The following is a 19,103-nucleotide window of genomic DNA, read 5'->3' as shown; positions in this document are numbered from 1 at the left end:
CCTTCATGTATACAAAATCTTTGCACCGTTTATAAGCGCGGATGCCCTGTGGGTGGGCACAAATCTCCCGCAATGCTCCCGGTTTGACCCTCGTTAAATCACCCGAAAGCCGCGATTCGTCACACCTTTCCTACATATGGCACGCATTCTGCGTAGGGACTCGTATACAAACCATGACGACTCCCGTACGCAGTGTGCTTGTCACATCGACACGGGGGCGCTTTCGAGGAGCTCCGCGATGACCGAGCAAATGCCCAACGGCTACAGCCCGCGCTTGTATAACCAGGACCTGGGACCGCTGCCGCAGAAATGGAATTGGTACAACATCTTTGCGTTCTGGATGAGCGACGTGCACAGCGTTGGCGGCTATGTATTTGCGGCCAGCCTTTTTGCGCTGGGTCTGGCCAGTTGGCAGGTGTTGATCGCGTTGCTCGGCGGTATCTGCATCGTGCAATTGATCGCCAATCTGGTGGCCCGACCCAGCCAGCAAGCAGCAGTGCCCTATCCGGTGATCTGTCGATTGGCTTTCGGCGTGTTCGGGGCGAATATTCCGGCGGTTATTCGCGGGCTGATTGCCGTGGCCTGGTACGGCATTCAGACGTACCTGGCGTCCAGTGCGCTAATCATCGTGGTGTTGCGCTTCTTCCCTTCGATGGCTGCCTACGCCGAACCGCACTTCGCCGGTTTGTCTTATCTCGGCTGGTTCGAGTTCCTCAGCCTGTGGTTTGTTCAGGCGCTGGTGTTCTGGGCCGGAATGGAGTCGATCCGTCGGTTCATCGACTGGGCCGGGCCGGTGGTATACGGCGTCATGTTCCTGCTGGCAGGGTGGATTGTCTGGCAGGCCGGCTGGAGCAACATCAGTTTCACCCTCGCGGAAAAATCCCTGTCGGGTTGGGAAGCTTTCGGACAAGTGATCGTGGCCATGGCCCTGGTGGTGTCGTACTTTTCCGGTCCGACTCTGAATTTCGGTGATTTCAGTCGTTACTGCCGGAGTATGAAAGACGTGCGTCGCGGCAACTTCTGGGGCCTGCCGGTAAACTTTCTGGCGTTCTCCCTGGTGACCGTGGTGATTGTTTCCGGGACCTTGCCGGTGTTCGGTGAGATGCTTCACGACCCGATTGCCACCGTGGCGCGCATCGACAACAGTGTGGCGGTGTTGCTCGGTGCATTCGCTTTTGTCACCGCGACCATCGGCATTAATATCGTTGCCAATTTCGTTTCCCCGGCCTTCGATTTCGCCAATGTCGCCCCGAGCAAAATCAGCTGGCGCGCCGGCGGCATGATCGCGGCAGTGGCTTCGATCTTCATCACGCCATGGAACCTGTTCAACAACCCGGAAGTGATCCACTACACCCTCGATGTACTGGCGGCGTTCATCGGCCCGTTGTTCGGCATCCTGCTGGTGGATTACTACCTGATCAAAAAACAACAGATCGACGTCGATGCGCTGTTCAATGACGGCCCGGGCGGGCGTTATTACTACAGCGGCGGGGTGAACTGGACAGCGGTCAAGGCGCTGGTGCCGGCCACGCTGATGGGGGTGGCGATTACTTTCACCCCAATCCTGCAGCCAATGGCCAACTTTGCCTGGTTCACTGGTTGTTTCCTCGGTGGCGTGCTGTTTTTCATTCTGGCCAAACGTGAACAGGCGCAGCAGCCCGTTGCGCTAGCCACGGCGGGATGACGCAACCCGCTACATAAAGGTCTGTGACAGGCGGCAATTTCACGCCATCTGGTTAATAATCGACAGCATGAAAATTCGCCCCGGCACCGCTTGGTCAACAAGCAGGCCGGGGCTTTGCTTTTTACTGTCGAGCCACTGCCATGTTCTGTGTTGTCGAGGTTTCAAGGTGAGCGCCACCCGGCGCAGCGCCGATGGATTTGCCCTGCAAGTGATGCTGGGGTTGTGCCTGGTCTGGGGTGTCCAGCAGGTGATGATCAAGTGGGCGGCGCCCGACATCGCGCCGGTCATGCAGGCGGCGGCTCGGTCGGGCATTTCTGCATTGCTCGTAGGATTGTTGATCTGCTGGAAGGGTGGCTGGGATCAGGTCAGCGCTACATGGCGAGGCGGGCTGTTGGCCGGTGCCTTGTTTGGCGTGGAGTTTTTCTTTATCTCTGAAGGACTGCAACTGACCACCGCGGCGCACATGTCGGTGTTTCTCTACACCGCGCCGATTTTCACCGCGTTGGGCGTGCATTGGTTGTTGCCCAGTGAACGATTGAGACCGGTGCAATGGCTGGGGATTATCCTGGCGTTCATCGGGATCGGCATCGCGTTTGCCGGAGGGGTTTCCTGGGACAACCTTGACCGCCGCATGCTGCTCGGCGATGCACTGGGCGTGCTGGCGGGTGCGGCTTGGGGCGCAACAACCGTGGTGGTGCGCGCTTCGCGGTTGTCGGAGGCGCCGGTGACGCTGACGTTGTTCTATCAGTTGCTTGTCGGGTTTGTCGGCCTGGTATTGATCGCGCTGCTCAGCGGCCAGATCACCCATGTCAGCCTGACCCCCGTGGCGGTGGCCAGCGTGCTGTTTCAAGGCGTGGTGGTGTCGTTCTTCAGCTATCTGATCTGGTTCTGGCTGTTGCGCCGCTATCTGGCGGCTAATCTGGCGGTGTTTTCCTTCATGACGCCGCTGTTCGGTGTCACGTTCGGCGTGTTGCTGCTGGGTGAAGAATTGAGCCTGAACTTTGTGATCGGCGCGGTGCTGGTGTTGCTGGGGATCACCTTTGTCAGCGCTGAGCAGTGGGTCCGCCGCCGTTTGCGCAAAGTACTGGGGCAAAGCTGAGCCGGGAAGGTCGACGACCGTCAGGCCGGGAGTGATTGACTTTCTTTTTTAAAGAACAATAGTTGGTGACTTGTTCATGTTTGGAGAAAGGTGTGGAATTCAGCCAGTTGCGAATCTTCCAGGCGGTGGCGGAAGAAGGCTCCATCACCCGCGCCGCCGAACGCCTGCACCGGGTGCCATCCAACCTGTCGACACGGCTCAAGCAGCTCGAAGAGCAACTTGGCGTTGAATTGTTCGTGCGCGAGCGTCAGCGTTTGCAATTGTCGCCTGCGGGGAAAGTCCTGCTGGACTACACCGCCAAATTGTTCGCCTTGCACGATGAAGCCAACGCGGCGGTGCAGGGTGGGCAACCGGCTGGCGACTTCGTCCTTGGCACGATGTACAGCACCGCCGCGATTCACCTGCCGGCGTTGTTGGCGCGCTACCACCGGCGCTATCCGGCGGTGAACCTGCAAGTGCAGTCCGGGCCGAGCGGTGAACTGCTGGAAGGTTTGCTCACCGGCCGCCTCGATGCGGCGCTGGTGGACGGGCCGCCAGAACTGGCAGTGATCGACGGCGTGCTGTTGTGCGAGGAGCGGCTGGTGCTGATCAGCGAGGCCGACCACCCGCCGGTGCTCAGTGCGCGGGACATCGAAGGGCGTTCGGTGTTCACCTTTCGTCAGGGCTGCTCCTATCGGATGCGCCTGGAATCCTGGTTCTCCCACGATCACGCGGTCATGGGCCGGGCGATGGAAATCGAGTCCTACCCGGGGATGCTCGCGTGTGTGATTGCCGGCTCCGGCGTGGCGATGATGTCGGAGTCGATGCTCGCCAGCCTGCCGGGCCGTGAAAGTGTGGCGGTGCATCCGTTACCCGAGCCATTTGCCAGCGCCACCACCTGGCTGATGTGGCGCAAGGGCATGGTCGGCGCCAACCTGAACGCGTGGATCGAGGAGCAGCAAGCGGTCTATCCGTCGGCGCAAAGCCAGACCCGGGCGATTGCATGATTTAATGGCGTTCGATTGTGATCCATTCAGTAACAGATCATTGCCACTTTCGGCGAGCATTGCTCCGGACTTCGGACTATTATCAGTGCGAAGGGGCTACAGAATTTTGGCCGCTCGGCACTACCCTGAAGGGGGCATCATGAAAGAGAAAATCCAGAACTGGCTGCACGACCTGGGTGTCGCACTCGGTTTGATCGAACCGCCTCTGCAACCTGTGCCCATCCGTACAGATGACGAACAGCGCCGACGCCAGCAGCGCCGTCGATAAGTCCATCAAGGGCTGAATAGATCGCAGTCTTCGGCAGCGCCTGCAGGTGCTGCTCTGATGCTGCGATTGTCGGTGCACCTGCAGGCGCTGCCGCAGGCTGTGAGCCTGGCGGTCGAAAGGCTCATGCAGGGTGTCAATGCCGCCCGATTTCCATCAGAAACCGACTCAAGTCATTTGCCGTCCTGGCGGTCTTGAGCATCCGGTCTTCCTCGGCGGTGAAGGCCGTCAAACCGAACTCGTCTTCCAGGTGGAAGATGAGGTCCTCGATATCCGCTTTATCCAATCCCAATTGCACCAGGCTGGCGTTGTCGTCGAAGTCATCCCGGCCTTCGAGCGAGCGGCTGATGAATCGATGCACGGCGGCGCGTACGGCGGCTTTGTTCATGGCGGTTCTTCGAGGCTGAAGCGGTTTTTTGTCCCTGCGGGCTTGTTCCTGCCATTGAGTACAGCAGGCTTCAACGGTGCAGGCGTTGCCGCTGGTCAACCCGCTTCACGGGTTTTCTGCGGATGAAAAAAACGGGTGTGGCAACCGACGCCACACCCGTCGAAGAAAGCATCAAGTCGTTATGTTCAGATCAAACGGCGCTGGCCAGTGTCGCGGGGCGACGGGACATCAGGCTGACCAGCACGAAGCTCACCAGGCTGACACCCAGGCTGTAGTAGATCGGCGAGTTGGCATCCATTCCGTCCTTGAACATGAAGATCAGGGCGGTGATAAAGCCCATCGCCATGGCGGTGATTGCTCCGGCGGTGGTGGCGCGCTTCCAGAAGATTGCACCCATGAGCGGGATCAACATGCCGCCTACCAGCAGATTGTAGGCCAGCGTCAAGGCGCTGATGACGTCATTGACGACCAGGGCGATGCCCAGCACAACGAGGCCGGTCAGCAGGGTGAACAAGCGGTTGGTGCTGATGTTCGACTCTTTACCGCCGCGCAGTTTCGGCAGCAGGTCTTCGGTCAGGGTAGTGGACGCTGCCAGCAAGCCGGCGCTGGCGGTGGACATCATGGCCGCCAGTGCAGCAGCGATCACCAGGCCCCGTATGCCGTCTGGCAGCGAGACTTTGACGATAGCCGCGAAAGCGTTGTTGACGTTGTCCAGGTCCGGTATCAGCACGTGAGCAGCCATACCGATCAAGGCGCAAACCAGACCGTAGATGATGCAGTAGATACCGGCTGACGTACCGGCGTACTTCGCCACTTTTTCGCTCTTGGCGGTGAATACCCGTTGCCAGATGTCCTGACCGATCAAAATGCCGAAAAAGTAGATCATGAAGTAGGTGATGATGGTGTCCCAGCCAATGCTGGTGAAGTTGAAGCTGGCGGCCGGCAGTTGCGCGACCAGTTGGTCCCAGCCCCCCACGCGGTATAGGCAGATCGGCAACAGCAGGAACATCAGGCCGACGGTCTGGATACCGAACTGCACGATATCGGTCAGGGTCAGCGACCACATGCCGCCGATGGTCGAATAGATGACGACGATACCGCCACCCACCAGTATGGAAACCCAGAACGGCAGATCGAACAGTACTTGCAATACGGTGCCGATGGCCAGGATGGAGACCACGCCGATCATCAGGGCGTAAGCCAGCATGATGGTCGCACTGGCGGTACGGGCCATTGGGTTATAGCGTTTTTCCAGCACCTGGGTGACGGTGAACACTTTCAGTTTGAGCAAGGGTTTGGCCAGGAACAGGTTCAGCGCGATGATCCCGCAACCCAGTGCGGCACAGAGCCAGAAACCGGAGATACCGTGCACGTAGCCCAGGCGTACGGTGCCCACGGTGGACGCGCCGCCGAGGACCGTGGCAGCCATGGTGCCCATGTACAGGGTCGGGCCGAGGTTTCGGCCCGCAACCAGGTAGTCTTCATGGGTCTTGGCCTTGCGCATGCCACAGTAGCCGAGTATCAGCATCGCGGCGGCGTAAATGAGTACGACGAATAAATCCAAAGCCATGATGGCGTGTCTCCGATTGTCTTTTTTATGTGAGGCTAAAAATCAGGCGACTGGGTGCATCGCCGGTTTTACGAGCGGGTCCGTGCTCTTGCTGCGTGAATCATTCGGGCCGAACACCACGTTCGCTTCCGGGAACATCTTGAGCAGCACCAGGTACACCACCGAGGCCAGGCCCAGGGTCACCGGCAAGCTGATGTCGATGCCATCGGCCAGGTTGCCCAGCGGGCCGACGAACTGCCCCGGCAAGTTGACGAAGCACAGGCCGACGGCCGCGCTCGGGAGCCAGGCACCCATGCCGCGCCAGTTCCAGCCGTGGGTGAACCAGTAGCGGCCACCTTTTTCGCCACGGGTAAAGACTTGCAGGTCATCCGGGCAGTAGAAGCCGCGACGCACCAGCAGGCCGATGATCATGATCACCATCCATGGCGTGGTGCAGGTGATGATCAACACGGCGAAAGTCGACACGCTCTGCACCAGGTTCGCCGCAAAGCGACCGATGAAGATGAAGGCAATCGACATCACACCGATCAGCAGCGTGGCCTTGACCCGCGACAGCACCCGAGGAAACACGCTGGACATGTCCAGCCCGGTGCCATACAGCGAGGTGGTGCCGGTGGACATGCCACCGATCACCGCAATCAGGCACACCGGCAGGAAGAACCAGGTGGGCGAAACTGCCAGCAAGCCGCCGACATAGTTGTTGGCCGCAATATAGTCCGGTGCCTTGATCGCCACGATGGTCGCGGTGGCGAGGCCGAACAGGAAAGGAATCAGCGTCGCCAGTTGCGCGGCAATCACCGAGACCATGATCCGGCCCTTCGGCGTTTCACGGGGGATGTAGCGCGACCAGTCGCCGAGGAATGCACCGAAGGAGATCGGGTTGCTCATGGCGACCAATGCTGCACCGATGAACGCCGCCCAGAACCCCGCCTGACCCATGGCCACGGTGCCGGCGTATTGGCTGTCGAACGCCGGGGCAAACGCGAAGATGCCCAGTAGGAACAGCAGGCTGGCCGCCCACACTGCGATGCGGTTGACCCACAACATGAAACGGAAACCGTAGATGCACACCGTCAGTACCAACAGCGCGAACAGACCGTAGGCCAGGCCCAGGGTCAGGTCGGTTTCCGGCAGGTCGATCAGGCGTTTGGCGCCACCCACCAGTGCGTCGCCCGAACTCCAGACGGAGAGCGAGAAGAACGCGATAGCGGTCAACAACGACAGGAAAGAACCGACGATCCGCCCGTGCACGCCGAAGTGTGCGCCGGACGACACGGCATTGTTGGTGCCGTTGATCGGGCCGAACAGACCCATCGGCGCGAGGATCAATGCACCGAGCACCACGCCCAGCACAATCGCCCAGACGCCTGCCTGAAAGGACAGACCGAACAGTACCGGGAAGCTGCCGAGTACGGCGGTGGCAAAGGTATTGGCGCCGCCGAAGATCAAGCGAAACAGGTCGCTGGGCCGGGCGGTACGCTCATTGTCCGGGATCTGTTCGACCCCGTTTGTTTCGATGCTGCTAAGGCTTTTTTCGTTGTTGTTGTTATTCATGATCTGCTCCGATCATAAAGGCGCGCTCATCGTGTGTGAGCGTCACCTGTTTGGCTAAGGGGGTGGCAGCCCTTCCGGCATTGCGGACAAATGTTCGTGGCAGGCCAGCCATAGGCCTTGTTGTTCTTGGCCAGACGCTTGTTGCTTGAAAACAATCGTCTCGCGCTCCTGGCTGAAGTGTTGCTCCCCTTGCATGCGCAGTTCGGTGGCCACGTCATGGATGAAAATCGCCACGTCACCCTGCAGGCTGACGAAGGCGTTGCTCGACGTGCACGACAGCACTTCGAAGCCATCCTCGGTACGCCAGCTGTCCCACAACGCTTGATAGGCATCGCGCGACAGCAGCGGTTGTTCGAGGGTGTAGAAGACGAAGCTGGCATCGACGCTGAACGCGCCGAAGTAGGCTTCGCGATCGTTACGGGCGAAGGCGGAAACCAGATCGGCAGCCGCTTTCAACACCTGATCACGTTCGTTCATCACCGATCCTCAGCGATGGACCACGCCAGGCAGTACGCAGAGCATTTCGTACAGCAGGTTGGCGGCCAGCAGCGAAGTGTTGCCGGTGGTGTCGTAAGCGGGCGAGACTTCTACCAGATCGCAACCAATCAGGTCGAGGCCTTGGCAGCCGCGAACGATCTCAATGGCCTGAATGGTCGTCAGACCACCGATTTCCGGGGTGCCGGTGCCTGGTGCCCAGGCCGGGTCGATGCCGTCGATGTCGAAGCTCAGGTAAACCGGGCCGCCACCGACTTTCTCGCGAACTTCGGCCATCAATGGCGCGAGGGATTTGTGCCAGCACTCTTCGGCCTGGACCACACGGAAGCCCTGGTTACGGCTCCAGTTGAAGTCGTCAGCGGTGTAGCCCTGGGCACGCAGACCGATTTGCACAACGCGGTCCGGTTCAATCAGGCCTTCTTCGACGGCGCGGCGGAAAGTGGTGCCGTGGGCGATTTTCTCGCCGAACATGTGATCGTTCACATCGGCGTGGGCGTCGATGTGCACCAGGCCGACCTTGCCGTGTTTCTTGTGGATGGCACGCAGGATCGGCAGGGTGATGGTGTGGTCACCGCCCAGGGTCAGCGGGATCACATCGTGTTCGAGGATGTTGTCGTAGGATTCTTCGATGATCCGTACGGCATCCAGCAGGTTGAAGGTGTTGATCGCCACGTCGCCGATGTCGGCAACCGACAGTGAGTCGAACGGTGCTGCACCGGTAGCCATGTTGTAAGGGCGGATCATCACCGATTCGGCGCGGATGTCACGCGGCCCGAAGCGAGTGCCGGGGCGCAGCGAAGTACCGATGTCCAGCGGCACGCCAACGAAGGCGGCGTCGAGGCCAGCAGCGGTAGGAACATGGGGGAGTCGCAGCATGGTGGCGATGCCGCCGAAACGCGGCATTTCGTTGCCGCCCAGTGGTTGGTGAAGAATCTTGTCCACGGGTAGGGCCTCATCGTCGTTGTTTTATTTATTGGGTTGCGCCGTTCACGGACGGGACGGGCGAACCTTGTGGGCCGATTCTGCGAAATGTAGTGGGCGGGAAGAATCGCTACGGGCAAATACTTAGTTCAGATTTTTCTAAACTAATGGCGAGAGCGGAGATAGACTTCTTGCTCTGCAAAGAAGCCCTGAGGCGAGGGCGCAAGCTCCCTCGCCACAAGAGCAACCTGAATTAGCTTGTATTCGGAGCCCGCATGGCCAACGCTTTACCCGACCTGAAACTATTGCGCATCTTCGTCAGCGTGGTGCGCCATCAGGGATTCGCCAACGCCCAGCAAGCGCTCAACCTCTCGACGTCGGCCATCAGCACCTACATGAGCCAGCTCGAATCGGCCCTGGGCCTGGTGTTGTGCCATCGCGGCCGGGGCGGCTTCAGCCTGACCAGCAAAGGCGAGTTGTTCCATCAGGAAACCCTGCGCCTGCTGGGCGAGCTGGAAGGTTTCGAACAATACGCCGCCGCGCTCAAGGGCGAACTACGCGGCACGCTGAACCTCGGGGTGATCGACTCCACCGTCAGCGACAAGGCCTTGCCGTTCGCCGAAGCCATCGGCGCCTACAGCCAGGAACATCCTGCGGTGCACTTGCACCTCTCGGTCATGAGCCCTTATGAATTGCAGCTCGGCGTACAGGACAACCGCCTCGACCTGGCCATCGGCGCGTTCTCCACGCGTATGAGCGGCCTGGTGTACATGCCGCTGTATCGCGAGCAGCACTGGCTGTATTGCAGCTCGCGGCATCCCCTGTTCAATGAGCGGCGCATCCCCGAGCAAGTCATCACCCAACAGCGCATGGTCGGTCGCGGCTACTGGAGCCAGGCCGAACTGGCCCGCCACGGCTTCAAGCACAGCGCCGCCACGGTGGAGAGTATGGAGGCGCAACTGATCCTGGTGCTGTCCGGCGCCTACATCGGCTACCTGCCGGAGCACTACGCCCAGGCCTGGGCCGACAAGGGCGATTTGCGCGTGCTGCTGCCGGCGACTTTCGGCTATCAGGCGCCGTTCTCGATGATCGTGCGCCGGGGCCGCAGCCGCGAGCCGTTGATCCAGACTTTCCGTGATCTGCTCAAAGCACAACTGAATCAGGCGTAAAGACGATGTCCAGAATTCAATGTCCCCGTTGCCTGCGCCCGCAAAGCCATTGCCTGTGCCCGCTGATTCCCAGCCTCGACAGCCGCACCCGGGTGCTGTTGTTGCAGCATCCGAGTGAAGTCAATCATGCGTTGAACACCGCACGACTGGCAGCGCTCGGGTTGCAGAAGGCCGAGCTGATCGTCGGTGAGGTGTTTGAGGATTTGCCGGCGCTGCTGAATCAGCCAGGTTATCGGGCGCGGCTGTTGTTTCCCGGCGAGGACGCGCAACCGATGCAGGCGTATACCGCCGCCGATGAGCCGCTGTTGCTGGTGGTCCCGGACGGCACCTGGCGCAAGGCGCGCAAGATGCTGCACCTCAATCCGCTGCTGGCGGCGCTGCCTCGGGTGACGCTGGCCGAGGGCGGCGTGTCCCGCTATCGACTGCGCAAGGCACCGGGACCGGGAGCATTGTCGACAGTAGAGGCAATTGCGCAGGCGCTGGAAACCCTCGAGGCACCGGCAACATTTGCGCCGTTGCTGAAGCCGTTCGAGGCGTTGATCGAGGGGCAGATTGCGGCGATGGGGGAGGAGACTTACCAGCGTAATCATGCTGACAGATGATCGTTGTATGCGCCGGCCTCTTCGCGAGCAGGCTCGCTCCCACTGTTGATTGGGTTCCTTAAGAAGAAACGCGAACAACTGTGGGAGCGAGCCTGCTCGCGAAGGCGGCGGCTCAATCACCGAAGCTCTCAGGGCAAGACTACCTTTCCCGCATCGCCTCGGTCCTGGCTTTCAGTACCGGCTTCAGCAAGTAATCCAGCACGGTCTTTTCCCCGGTAATGATATCCACCGTCGCCACCATCCCAGGAATGATCAGCAGCGGTTTCACGTCCCCGCCCAGATGGTTTTTATCGGTGCGCACCTGGATCAGGTAGAAGCTGTTGCCCTTGTCATCGGTGATGGTGTCGGCGCCGATCAACTCCAGCTTCGCACTCAAGCCACCGTAGATTGTGTAGTCGTACGCGGTGAACTTGACCATGGCTTTCTGGCCCGGATGCAGGAACGCAACGTCCTGTGGCCGGACCTTGGCTTCGATCAGCAGGTTGTCTTCCAGCGGCACGATTTCCAGCATGTCGCTGCCGGGCTGGACCACGCCGCCGATGGTGTTGACCTTCAATACCTTGATGATGCCTTTGACCGGCGAGGTCACGGTGGTGCGGGTCACGCGGTCGTCGATGGCGATGCTCGATGCAGTGATTTTCGACAGGTCGGTGCGCTTCTCGTTGAGCTCCTTGGCCGCGTCCGAGCGGAAGGACTGTTCCGATTCGTCGATCTTGCTCCTGATCTCGGCAATCGCCGATTCCGCTCGGGGAATCGCCAGGGTCGTGGCGTTCAGCGAGCCACGGATTTCCACGGCGCTGCGCTTGAGCCGCAGGATCTCTACCGGCGACACGGCGCCGGTCTTGACCAGGGGCTCGGACATATTCATCTCCTGATTGACCAGCGCCAGGCTCGAGCTGTACTGACCGGCTTTCGAGCGGAATTCCGCCAGTTCCTGGGTTTTTTGCCTCAGTTGTTCTGACAGTGTGCGTTGCTCGCTGGCCAGTCGGCGTTGCCGTTGTTCGTACAAAGAGCGCTCGTCCTCGGCCACTTGCGGCGCCTTGGCGATCACTTCGTCCGACAGCTTGAAGGGCCGGCCTTCCGCTTCCGCCGACAGCCGTTCGACCTGCGCGGTCAGTGCATAACGATCGACTTCGCTTTCGCCCTTGTTCGACAGGTAGCGCGTGTCATCGAGGCGCAGCAAGGTGTCGCCCTTGTTCACCATTTGCCCTTCGCGCACGAAGATCTCAGTGACGATGCCGCCCTCCAGGTTCTGGATCACCTGGACCTTGCTCGACGGTATCGCCTTGCCTTCGCCCATGGTGACTTCCTGCAACACCGCAAATTTGGCCCACACCAGCGCGCTGATCAGCAGCGCGGCCGCCAGCCACACGGTCACCCGTGACCAGCGCGGCGAGTCCTGCAACGAGGCGCCGGCGGTTTCCGGCATGAATTCGGCCTCGGCGCTTTTGCCGAAACTCTCGAAGTACCCGCGATCTTTGGAAGCATCCGTTGAAGCAGACATGAGCGTCTCCTAGACCGCGGCAGAGCCGACGCGGCCCTTGCGCAATGCATCGATGACCGCTTCTTTCGGCCCGTCGGCGACGATCCGCCCGTTGTCGAGCACCACCAGTCGATCCACCAGGCTGAGCATCGATGTGCGGTGCGTGACCAGCAGCACGGTTTTGCCCTGGACCCAGTTGTGGAGTTTTTGCCGCAGAACATCCTCGCTGCTGTTGTCCATGGCGCTAGTGGGTTCGTCGAGCAACATGATCGGCGGGTCGAGCAGCAGCGCCCGGGCCAGTAACACGGCCTGGCGTTGCCCGCCGGACAGAAGCTGCCCACGCTCGCCGACGGGCCGGTCGAAGCCTTGCGGGTGTTGCCGGGCCAGTTCGGTGACGCCGGTGAGTTCGGCGACTTCGAGCATGCGGGCGTCGCTGATGTAACGTGCGCCGAGGGTCAGGTTGTCGCGCAGGCTGCCGGCCAGCAGCGGCAAGTCATGGGCGACATAACCGATCTGATGGCGCAGGTCGGCGACGTCCAGTTGCCGCAGGTCCAGGCCATCAAGCAGGAGCTGGCCTTCTTGCGGCTCATAAAAACCCATCACCAGTCGCCCCAGCGTGCTTTTGCCCGAACCGCTGCGACCGATGATGCCGATACGTTCGCCGGGTTTGACGCTGAAACTGATGTTGGCCAGCGCCGGCGCGGCCTGGCCGTTGTAGTGGAACGTCACGCCGACCACATCCAGTGCGCCTCGCAGTTGCGTGCGTTCGAGAGGCCGCTGCCGGGCATCGCGCTCCTGGGGCAGCGACATCAGCGCATCGGTACTTTTCATGGTCAGTTGCGCTTGCTGGTAGCGGGTGATCAGCCCGGCGATTTGCCCCAGCGGTGCCAGCACGCGACTGCCGAGCATGTAGGTCGCCACCAGTGCGCCGACGCTGAGGTTACCGGCAATGATGCTGTACACCCCGGCCACGATGGTCGCCATGCCGGAAAACTGCTGGATGAACAACGTGCCGTTGGTGGCCAGTGCCGAGAGGTTGCGCGCATGGCTGTCGAGGCGGGTGAGGGCGCCGTGGGTGCTTTCCCACTTGTGCTGGCGCTCGCTTTCGGCGCTGCATGCCTTGAGGGTTTCCAGGCCACCGAGGGTTTCGATCAGCAGCGCCTGGCGTTCAGCGCCGAGGCTCAAGCTTTTCTGCACGGTGTCGCGCAGGCGTGTCTGAATGATCATGGCGAAGATGATGGTGATCGGAAACGCCAGCAGCGGAATCACCACCAGCCAGCCGCCGAGCAGGCCGATCACCACCAGCATCAGCAGTGCGAAGGGCAGGTCGATCAGGCTGGTCAGGGTCACGGCCGTGAGAAACTCCCGCAGGCCCTGAAAGTCATGGATGCTCTGGGCAAAGCCGCCGATGGTCGCCGGCCGTGCTTTCATCGCCATGCCGGTGATGCGTTCGAACAAAGTCGCCGAGAGGATTACGTCGGTCTTCTTGCCGGCGGTGTCCAGCAAGTGGGCGCGTACCACCCGCAGCACCAGTTCGAAACCGGTGCCGATCAGCAAGCCGATGGACAACACCCACAAGGTCGAAGTGGCCTGGTTCGGCACCACGCGGTCGTAGGTCTGCATCACGAACAGCGGCACCATCAGGCCCAACAGGTTGATCAGGAAGCTGGCGAGGATCGCATCGCTGTACAGCCATTTCGACAGTTTCAGGGTGTCGCGAAACCACGCCTGTACCCGGGGCACCAGTGGCGAGCGCAGGTCTTCGAGTTCGTGCCGTGGCCGGGCGAACAAGGCTTGCCCGGTGTAATGTTCTGCCAGCTCTTGCGGGCTGATCCATTGTTCGCCACCGTCGGCTTCGCTGGGCAGGATCAGCACCCGGCCGTCTTCGCCATAGCGGCGCAGGACAGCGGTGCGTCCATGGGTGAGCAGCAGCATCACGGGCAGGTTGAGCGGGGAGATGTCTTTCAGATCACGGCGCAGCAGGCGCGCCTGCAAACCGGCCCGGGCTGCAGCGCGGGGCAGCAGGTCCAGGCTCAGGCGTTGGTGTGCCATTGGCAGCCCGGCACTCAGGCTGGCGCGACTGACCGTCGCGCCGTGGAGTTTGCAGAGAATCAGCAGACCGTCCAGAAGCGGGTCATCGAAGCTCAGGCGCGGATCGACACCCGTGTTGCCAGGTTCCATGCTGGTCAATTTGATCGCTCCGTTTGCGCTACAACAATGGGTACGGATATCTACAAGTCCACCCTTTAAGGGCGGCCGCAGCCTGCGGGTGGTGTTTATCTAAGAGCAGGCAGACGGGCATCGCTTTTCACTTCGGTCTGCGCGATGGCGTCGGCGGGCAGGACGACCCGTTGTTTGCTCAACAACTGCCCCATGTTCGCCAGCACCCGGTACATCGAAAACTCTTCGGTGTAGCGCACTTCGGTGTAGCGGCGGTTGGCGTTGTAAAGCTCGTTTTCGCTGTCCAGCAGATCGAGCAGGGTGCGTTGGCCGAGGCCGAACTGATCCTGATACGCCATGCGTACGCGTTTGCTGGTGTCGGCGTATTCACGGGCGGTCGGGGTTTGTTTCTTGGCGTTGACCATGGCGTTCCAGGCCAGATTGATGTTTTCGTTGAGCTGGCGCAGGGCGTTGTTGCGGATGTCCATCGCCTGATTGATCTTGTGCGCATCCGATTGCAGGCGCGCCTTGTCGCTGCCGCCGCGGAACAGGTTGTAGTTCATCACCACGCCGACCCGCCATTCGTTGTCATGGCCTTCTTCGCCCGCGATGTTGTTGTTCGCGCCCACTGCCGCCTCGGCGTCGAAACGTGGGTAGAACGGCGACTTGGCGACTTCGTACTGGCTCTCGGCCGATTGCACGTCGGCCTGGGCGGATTTCAGATACGGGTTATTTTCCACCATGCTTTGCTGAGCTTCCTGCAGCGTGGCCGGCAGTTCGCCGCGGGTCGACGGCGGTGTTTCCAGCTCGTCGGGCAGGCGTCCGACCACAGCCGCGAAGTTCGATTCGGCGTCCGCCAGGTCAACTTCGGCGGTGTCGAGGTTGTTCTCCGCCAGTGCCCGACGTGCGGTGGACTGGTCGGCGTCAGCGTTGCTGCCGACCCCGCGCTCGGTACGCAGGCCGATCTGATCGTTGACGCGCAAGTGAGCCTGCAGGTTGTTCTTGGCCAGCGTCACCAGTTCGCGGCGCTTGAGCACTTCGAGGTAGACCTCGATGGTACGCAGGGCCAGGTCCTGGGCGGTGCCCTGGGCGTAGTAGGCTCGGGAGTTGACCACGCCTTTGGTGCGTTCGACTTCGTTGGCCGTGTTGAACCCGTCGAAGAGCATCTGCCGCAGACGCAGTTCCGACTGGGTGTAATTGAGGATTTCGGTGTGATGGTTACCGAACGCGCGGGTGTTGGTGTTATCGCTGTACCCGCGCCCGTACGCGGCATTCAAGTCCACTGATGGATAAAAGCCCCCCTTCGCGACCTTCACGTCTTCGTCAGCCGACAAACGGCTGTCTACTCGCGACGCCAGTTCCGGGTGGGTGGCGATGGTGCTCTGGATGGCTTCGGTCAATGACATGGCGTGAGCTTGAGACGTGCAGGCCATGGCCAATAAAACTGCGCTGCAGAGGGGGGTTAATAGGCGCATGGTGCATCTCCCTGGAGTCCTGATGGTTCTTTATAAGTCGCCATTTATTTGACGACATTTATAGGTCAACCGTTTCACGCGTTTTACAGAAGAGCTAAGAACATTCTGGAGAGAACCTAAGAAGTATTTTTCATAACGCCTATGCCAAAAAAAACTTATGCGCTCTGCCAAATCCAAGACATTGTTCAATTCGAAAGCCCTTGTTTTATGAGCTTTAGGGCGCTCATCGGGGGCTTGATGGAAAGTTCCAATCCACTTATCGACATGGGCGGAGAAGTGCTGGAGGGGAGGGACGCGGAGCGGATTGGGTGACGGTTTTTTGTCACTCTGGTAGTTCAAAACCGTTACGCAACGCTCACAGGGCGGACTGTTTTTGTTCGGGATTTCGATGCCATTGATTGCAAAGGCATTTGAGGTCAAAAACCTCACCACCGCCGGTGAGCAACACGCAGGGCGAGATCATCGCCAGGGCAGTGGCTGACTCAGGTTGCGCCATTGACCGGTGGGCGATCCGCCCGGCAGCCCGCTTGAGCCATGTGCATGTTCTCCGCAACAGAAAAAGGTGCCGACAGCGGTTGGCAGCGGAGGAAATGCACATGGCTACGCTCATCGGTACAGTCAGCAAGATCATCGGTCAGGTGTTCGCGGTAGCGAGCGACGGCACGCGTCGTGTCCTGGTCGAGGGCGACCGGCTGTTCGCCGGTGATCAACTCAATACCGGAGCCGAAGGCGCGGTAGCGGTGCGTTTGCAAAATGGCCAGGAGCTGACCCTCGGCCGCGGCAGCAGCCTGCAAATGACCCCTCAATTGCTGGCCAATCAAGTGCCTCACGTAGACACCGCCGAAGCGGTGACGCCAAGCCAGGCGCAACTGAGCGATGTCGAACAACTGCAAAAAGCCATTGCTGCCGGTGACGACCCGACGCAAACCGCCGAAGCCACGGCGGCCGGGCCATCGACCGGAGCACCGGGTGGTGCGGCAGGGGGCGGGCACAGTTTCGTGATGCTCGAAGAGGTCGGTGGGCGCGTCGATCCGAACATCGGGTTTCCCACTGCCGGGTTCAATGGCATCCCCGAGTTTCCGGACGAGCGCCTCGCGGGCGATATTGATCCAGACGGCGACCCGGCGGCGGTAACTGCCCCAGTGCTGCCGCCAGTGGTTACCCCACAGGTTCCCCCGGCGGCAGACAACCCGGTCACGCTCAACGGCCTGTCGGTGGAAGGCGGTGAACTCTCCGTCAAGGAAGCCAGCCTCGCCACTGGGTCGGCCAGCAATCCAGGTGCCCTGACACAGAACGGCACGTTCACCATCAACGCCCCTGACGGTTTGAGCAGCCTGAGCATCGGCGGGATCAACGTGATCAGCGGCGGTGTGGCCAGTGGTTTCCCGCAGTCGATCACCACTCCGTTGGGCAGCACCTTGACCATCACCGGTTACAACCCGGTCACCGGCGTGGTGAGTTACAGCTACACCCTCAATGGCAGTGAAACCCACACCACCGATGACGGCACCAGCCTCAGCGAACAATTCACCGTGGTGGCCAGTGACAGCGATGGCGACACCGCTACCGGGTCGCTGGACATCAACATCACCGACGACTTGCCCAAAGCCATCGACGACGATAACGGCGTGGCGTCGGAAACCCAGTTGACCCTCAACGGCAACGTGCTGACCAACGATGTGCAAGGCGCGGACCGTGTGCCGGTCGGTGAAAACTCCGGGCCGATCACCCCCGGTACGTTCGTCGGCACGTACGGCACCCTGGTGCTGAATGCCAACGGCACTTACACCTACACCCTGAACACCAGCGACCCCGATTTCAAAGCCCTGCACGGCGGTGGCAACGGCACCGAGACGTTCACCTACACCCTGACCGATGCCGACGGCGACAGCAGCACCGCCAACCTGGTGCTCAACATCCACAACAACGACGATGGGGTGACGATCAACGGCCTCGAGGTCGAGGGCGGTGAACTGACCGTCTACGAAAAAAATCTCAGCGATGGCAGTAGCTCTGATGCACCGGCATTGACCCAGAGCGGCACCTTCACCATCACCGCCCTCGACGGCGTGCAGACCCTGACCATCGGCGGCATCAACGTGGTGGTCGGCGGTGTGAGCGCAGGGTTCCCGCAATCGATCACCACGCCGTTGGGCAGCACGCTGACCATCACCGGATTCAACCCGCAAACCGGTGTGGTGAGCTACAGCTATACCCTGACCGACAACGAAGCGCATCCGAACGCCAACGGTGCCAACAGCCTGTCCGAGCAATTCGCGGTCACCGTGGTCGACGACAACGGCACCACCGCCAACGGCAGCCTGGACGTCAACATCGTCGACGACCTGCCCAAAGGCGTGGATGACAGTAACCTTTCGACCGCGTCGGAGTCCTTGCTGACCCTCAACGGCAACGTGCTGACCAACGATGTGCAAGGCGCGGACCGTGTGCCGGTCGGTGAAAACTCCGGGCCGATCACCCCCGGTACGTTCGTCGGCACGTACGGCACCCTGGTGCTGAATGCCAACGGCACTTACACCTACACCCTGAACACCAGCGACGCCGATTTCAAAGCCCTGCACGGCGGTGGCAACGGCACCGAGACGTTCACCTACACGCTGACCGATGCCGATGGCGATACCAGCACGGCCAATCTGGTGCTGAACATCCACAACAATGACGATGGGGTGACCCTCAACGGCCTCGACGTGTCTGGCGGTGAACTCACGGTCTACGAGAAAAACCTCACGGACGGCACCAGTCCAAACACTCCGGCGCTGACCCAAAGCGGCACCTTCACGGTGACTGCACTCGATGGCCTGCAAACCCTGACAGTGGGCGGCATTACCGTGGTCAGCGGTGGCGTGGCCGTCGGTTTCCCACAATCGATCACCACCCCGTTGGGCAGCACGCTGACCATCACCGGGTTCAACCCCGAAACCGGCGTGGTCAGCTACAGCTACACCCTGGTCGACAACGAAACCCATCCGGATGCCGACGGCACCAACAGCATCACCGAGAACTTCAACGTCGTCGCGACTGACACCGATGGCAGCACCGCGTCCGGGCAGATCAACGTCAACATCGTCGATGATTTGCCCACCGCCAAGCCTGACGCGGACTCCGTACAGGAAGGCGGCACCGTCAGCGGCAATGTGCTGGACAACGACATCGGCGGCGCCGACGGTCTGGGCGCGGTGATCGGTGTGCGTGCCGGTGGCAATACTTCGACCCCGGCAGTCGGCGGTCTCA

The 19,103-nt window shown here is 60.8% G+C and carries 15 protein-coding genes; 7 read left to right on the top strand and 8 right to left on the bottom strand.

The genetic code is table 11. The features are described from left to right. The first annotated feature begins 238 nt into the window (after positions 1 to 238). The 4 genes from BVK86_RS24265 to BVK86_RS30345 all read left to right on the top strand — a co-directional run bounded on the left by BVK86_RS24265 (position 239) and on the right by BVK86_RS30345 (position 4,037). Positions 239 to 1,684 carry an NCS1 family nucleobase:cation symporter-1 gene (locus tag BVK86_RS24265; protein WP_075948795.1) on the top strand — a complete coding sequence of 482 codons (1,446 nt, stop codon included), beginning with the start codon at positions 239 to 241 and terminating at the stop codon, positions 1,682 to 1,684. A gap of 166 nt (positions 1,685 to 1,850) precedes the next feature. After that, the gene (locus BVK86_RS24260; RefSeq protein ID WP_075948794.1) at positions 1,851 to 2,783 is read left to right on the top strand and encodes a DMT family transporter; all 933 of its coding nucleotides are present in this window, start codon (positions 1,851 to 1,853) and stop codon (positions 2,781 to 2,783) included. Positions 2,784 to 2,875: 92 nt separating this feature from the next. After that, positions 2,876 to 3,769 (top strand): putrescine utilization regulator PtrR, encoded by an 894-nt coding sequence (gene ptrR / locus BVK86_RS24255; RefSeq protein WP_075948793.1) that lies wholly within the window; start codon positions 2,876 to 2,878, stop codon positions 3,767 to 3,769. A gap of 139 nt (positions 3,770 to 3,908) precedes the next feature. Beyond that, positions 3,909 to 4,037 carry a PA1414 family protein gene (locus tag BVK86_RS30345; protein WP_007914492.1) on the top strand — a complete coding sequence of 43 codons (129 nt, stop codon included), beginning with the start codon at positions 3,909 to 3,911 and terminating at the stop codon, positions 4,035 to 4,037. A 133-nt stretch (positions 4,038 to 4,170) separates the two neighbouring features. Here the strand turns inward: BVK86_RS30345 and BVK86_RS24250 are convergent, their stop codons facing one another. The 5 genes from BVK86_RS24250 to speB all read right to left on the bottom strand — a co-directional run bounded on the left by BVK86_RS24250 (position 4,171) and on the right by speB (position 8,983). Continuing rightward, positions 4,171 to 4,422, bottom strand: a complete 252-nt coding sequence (locus BVK86_RS24250; RefSeq protein WP_075948792.1) for a phosphopantetheine-containing protein — start codon at positions 4,420 to 4,422, stop codon at positions 4,171 to 4,173. Positions 4,423 to 4,612: 190 nt separating this feature from the next. Next, positions 4,613 to 5,992 (bottom strand): sodium:solute symporter family protein, encoded by a 1,380-nt coding sequence (locus BVK86_RS24245; protein WP_075948791.1) that lies wholly within the window; start codon positions 5,990 to 5,992, stop codon positions 4,613 to 4,615. A 42-nt stretch (positions 5,993 to 6,034) separates the two neighbouring features. Beyond that, on the bottom strand, positions 6,035 to 7,546 hold the full coding sequence (locus tag BVK86_RS24240) for a purine-cytosine permease family protein (RefSeq protein WP_075948790.1): 1,512 nt from the start codon (positions 7,544 to 7,546) through the stop codon (positions 6,035 to 6,037). Between the two features lie 54 nt (positions 7,547 to 7,600). Beyond that, positions 7,601 to 8,023 (bottom strand): YybH family protein, encoded by a 423-nt coding sequence (locus BVK86_RS24235; RefSeq protein WP_075948789.1) that lies wholly within the window; start codon positions 8,021 to 8,023, stop codon positions 7,601 to 7,603. Between the two features lie 9 nt (positions 8,024 to 8,032). After that, the gene (gene speB, locus BVK86_RS24230) at positions 8,033 to 8,983 is read right to left on the bottom strand and encodes an agmatinase (RefSeq protein WP_075948788.1); all 951 of its coding nucleotides are present in this window, start codon (positions 8,981 to 8,983) and stop codon (positions 8,033 to 8,035) included. A gap of 254 nt (positions 8,984 to 9,237) precedes the next feature. Between speB and BVK86_RS24225 the strand changes: the two genes are divergently transcribed. Together BVK86_RS24225 and BVK86_RS24220 are read left to right on the top strand one after the other, a co-directional pair. Further along, positions 9,238 to 10,131 (top strand): LysR family transcriptional regulator, encoded by an 894-nt coding sequence (locus BVK86_RS24225; RefSeq protein WP_075948787.1) that lies wholly within the window; start codon positions 9,238 to 9,240, stop codon positions 10,129 to 10,131. Between the two features lie 5 nt (positions 10,132 to 10,136). Continuing rightward, positions 10,137 to 10,733 (top strand): tRNA-uridine aminocarboxypropyltransferase, encoded by a 597-nt coding sequence (locus BVK86_RS24220; protein ID WP_075948786.1) that lies wholly within the window; start codon positions 10,137 to 10,139, stop codon positions 10,731 to 10,733. Positions 10,734 to 10,872: 139 nt separating this feature from the next. Here the strand turns inward: BVK86_RS24220 and BVK86_RS24215 are convergent, their stop codons facing one another. The 3 genes from BVK86_RS24215 to BVK86_RS24205 form a co-directional block, all read right to left on the bottom strand. Continuing rightward, positions 10,873 to 12,237 carry an HlyD family type I secretion periplasmic adaptor subunit gene (locus BVK86_RS24215; protein ID WP_075948785.1) on the bottom strand — a complete coding sequence of 455 codons (1,365 nt, stop codon included), beginning with the start codon at positions 12,235 to 12,237 and terminating at the stop codon, positions 10,873 to 10,875. A 9-nt stretch (positions 12,238 to 12,246) separates the two neighbouring features. Then, positions 12,247 to 14,406: a type I secretion system permease/ATPase gene (locus BVK86_RS24210; protein ID WP_075948784.1), complete on the bottom strand. Its 2,160-nt coding sequence runs from the start codon at positions 14,404 to 14,406 to the stop codon at positions 12,247 to 12,249. An 86-nt stretch (positions 14,407 to 14,492) separates the two neighbouring features. Further along, a complete protein-coding gene (locus tag BVK86_RS24205; RefSeq protein ID WP_075948783.1) occupies positions 14,493 to 15,851 on the bottom strand; it encodes a TolC family outer membrane protein in 1,359 nt (452 codons plus the stop codon). 596 nt (positions 15,852 to 16,447) lie between these two features. Between BVK86_RS24205 and BVK86_RS24200 the strand changes: the two genes are divergently transcribed. Beyond that, positions 16,448 to 19,103 (top strand): retention module-containing protein (locus tag BVK86_RS24200; protein ID WP_139315801.1); only part of this gene is annotated, 2,656 nt, incomplete at its 3' end.

This window comes from Pseudomonas reinekei, from assembly GCF_001945365.1.
Lineage (GTDB): Bacteria > Pseudomonadota > Gammaproteobacteria > Pseudomonadales > Pseudomonadaceae > Aquipseudomonas > Aquipseudomonas reinekei.
This window is presented reverse-complemented; position numbering and strand designations above follow the sequence as displayed.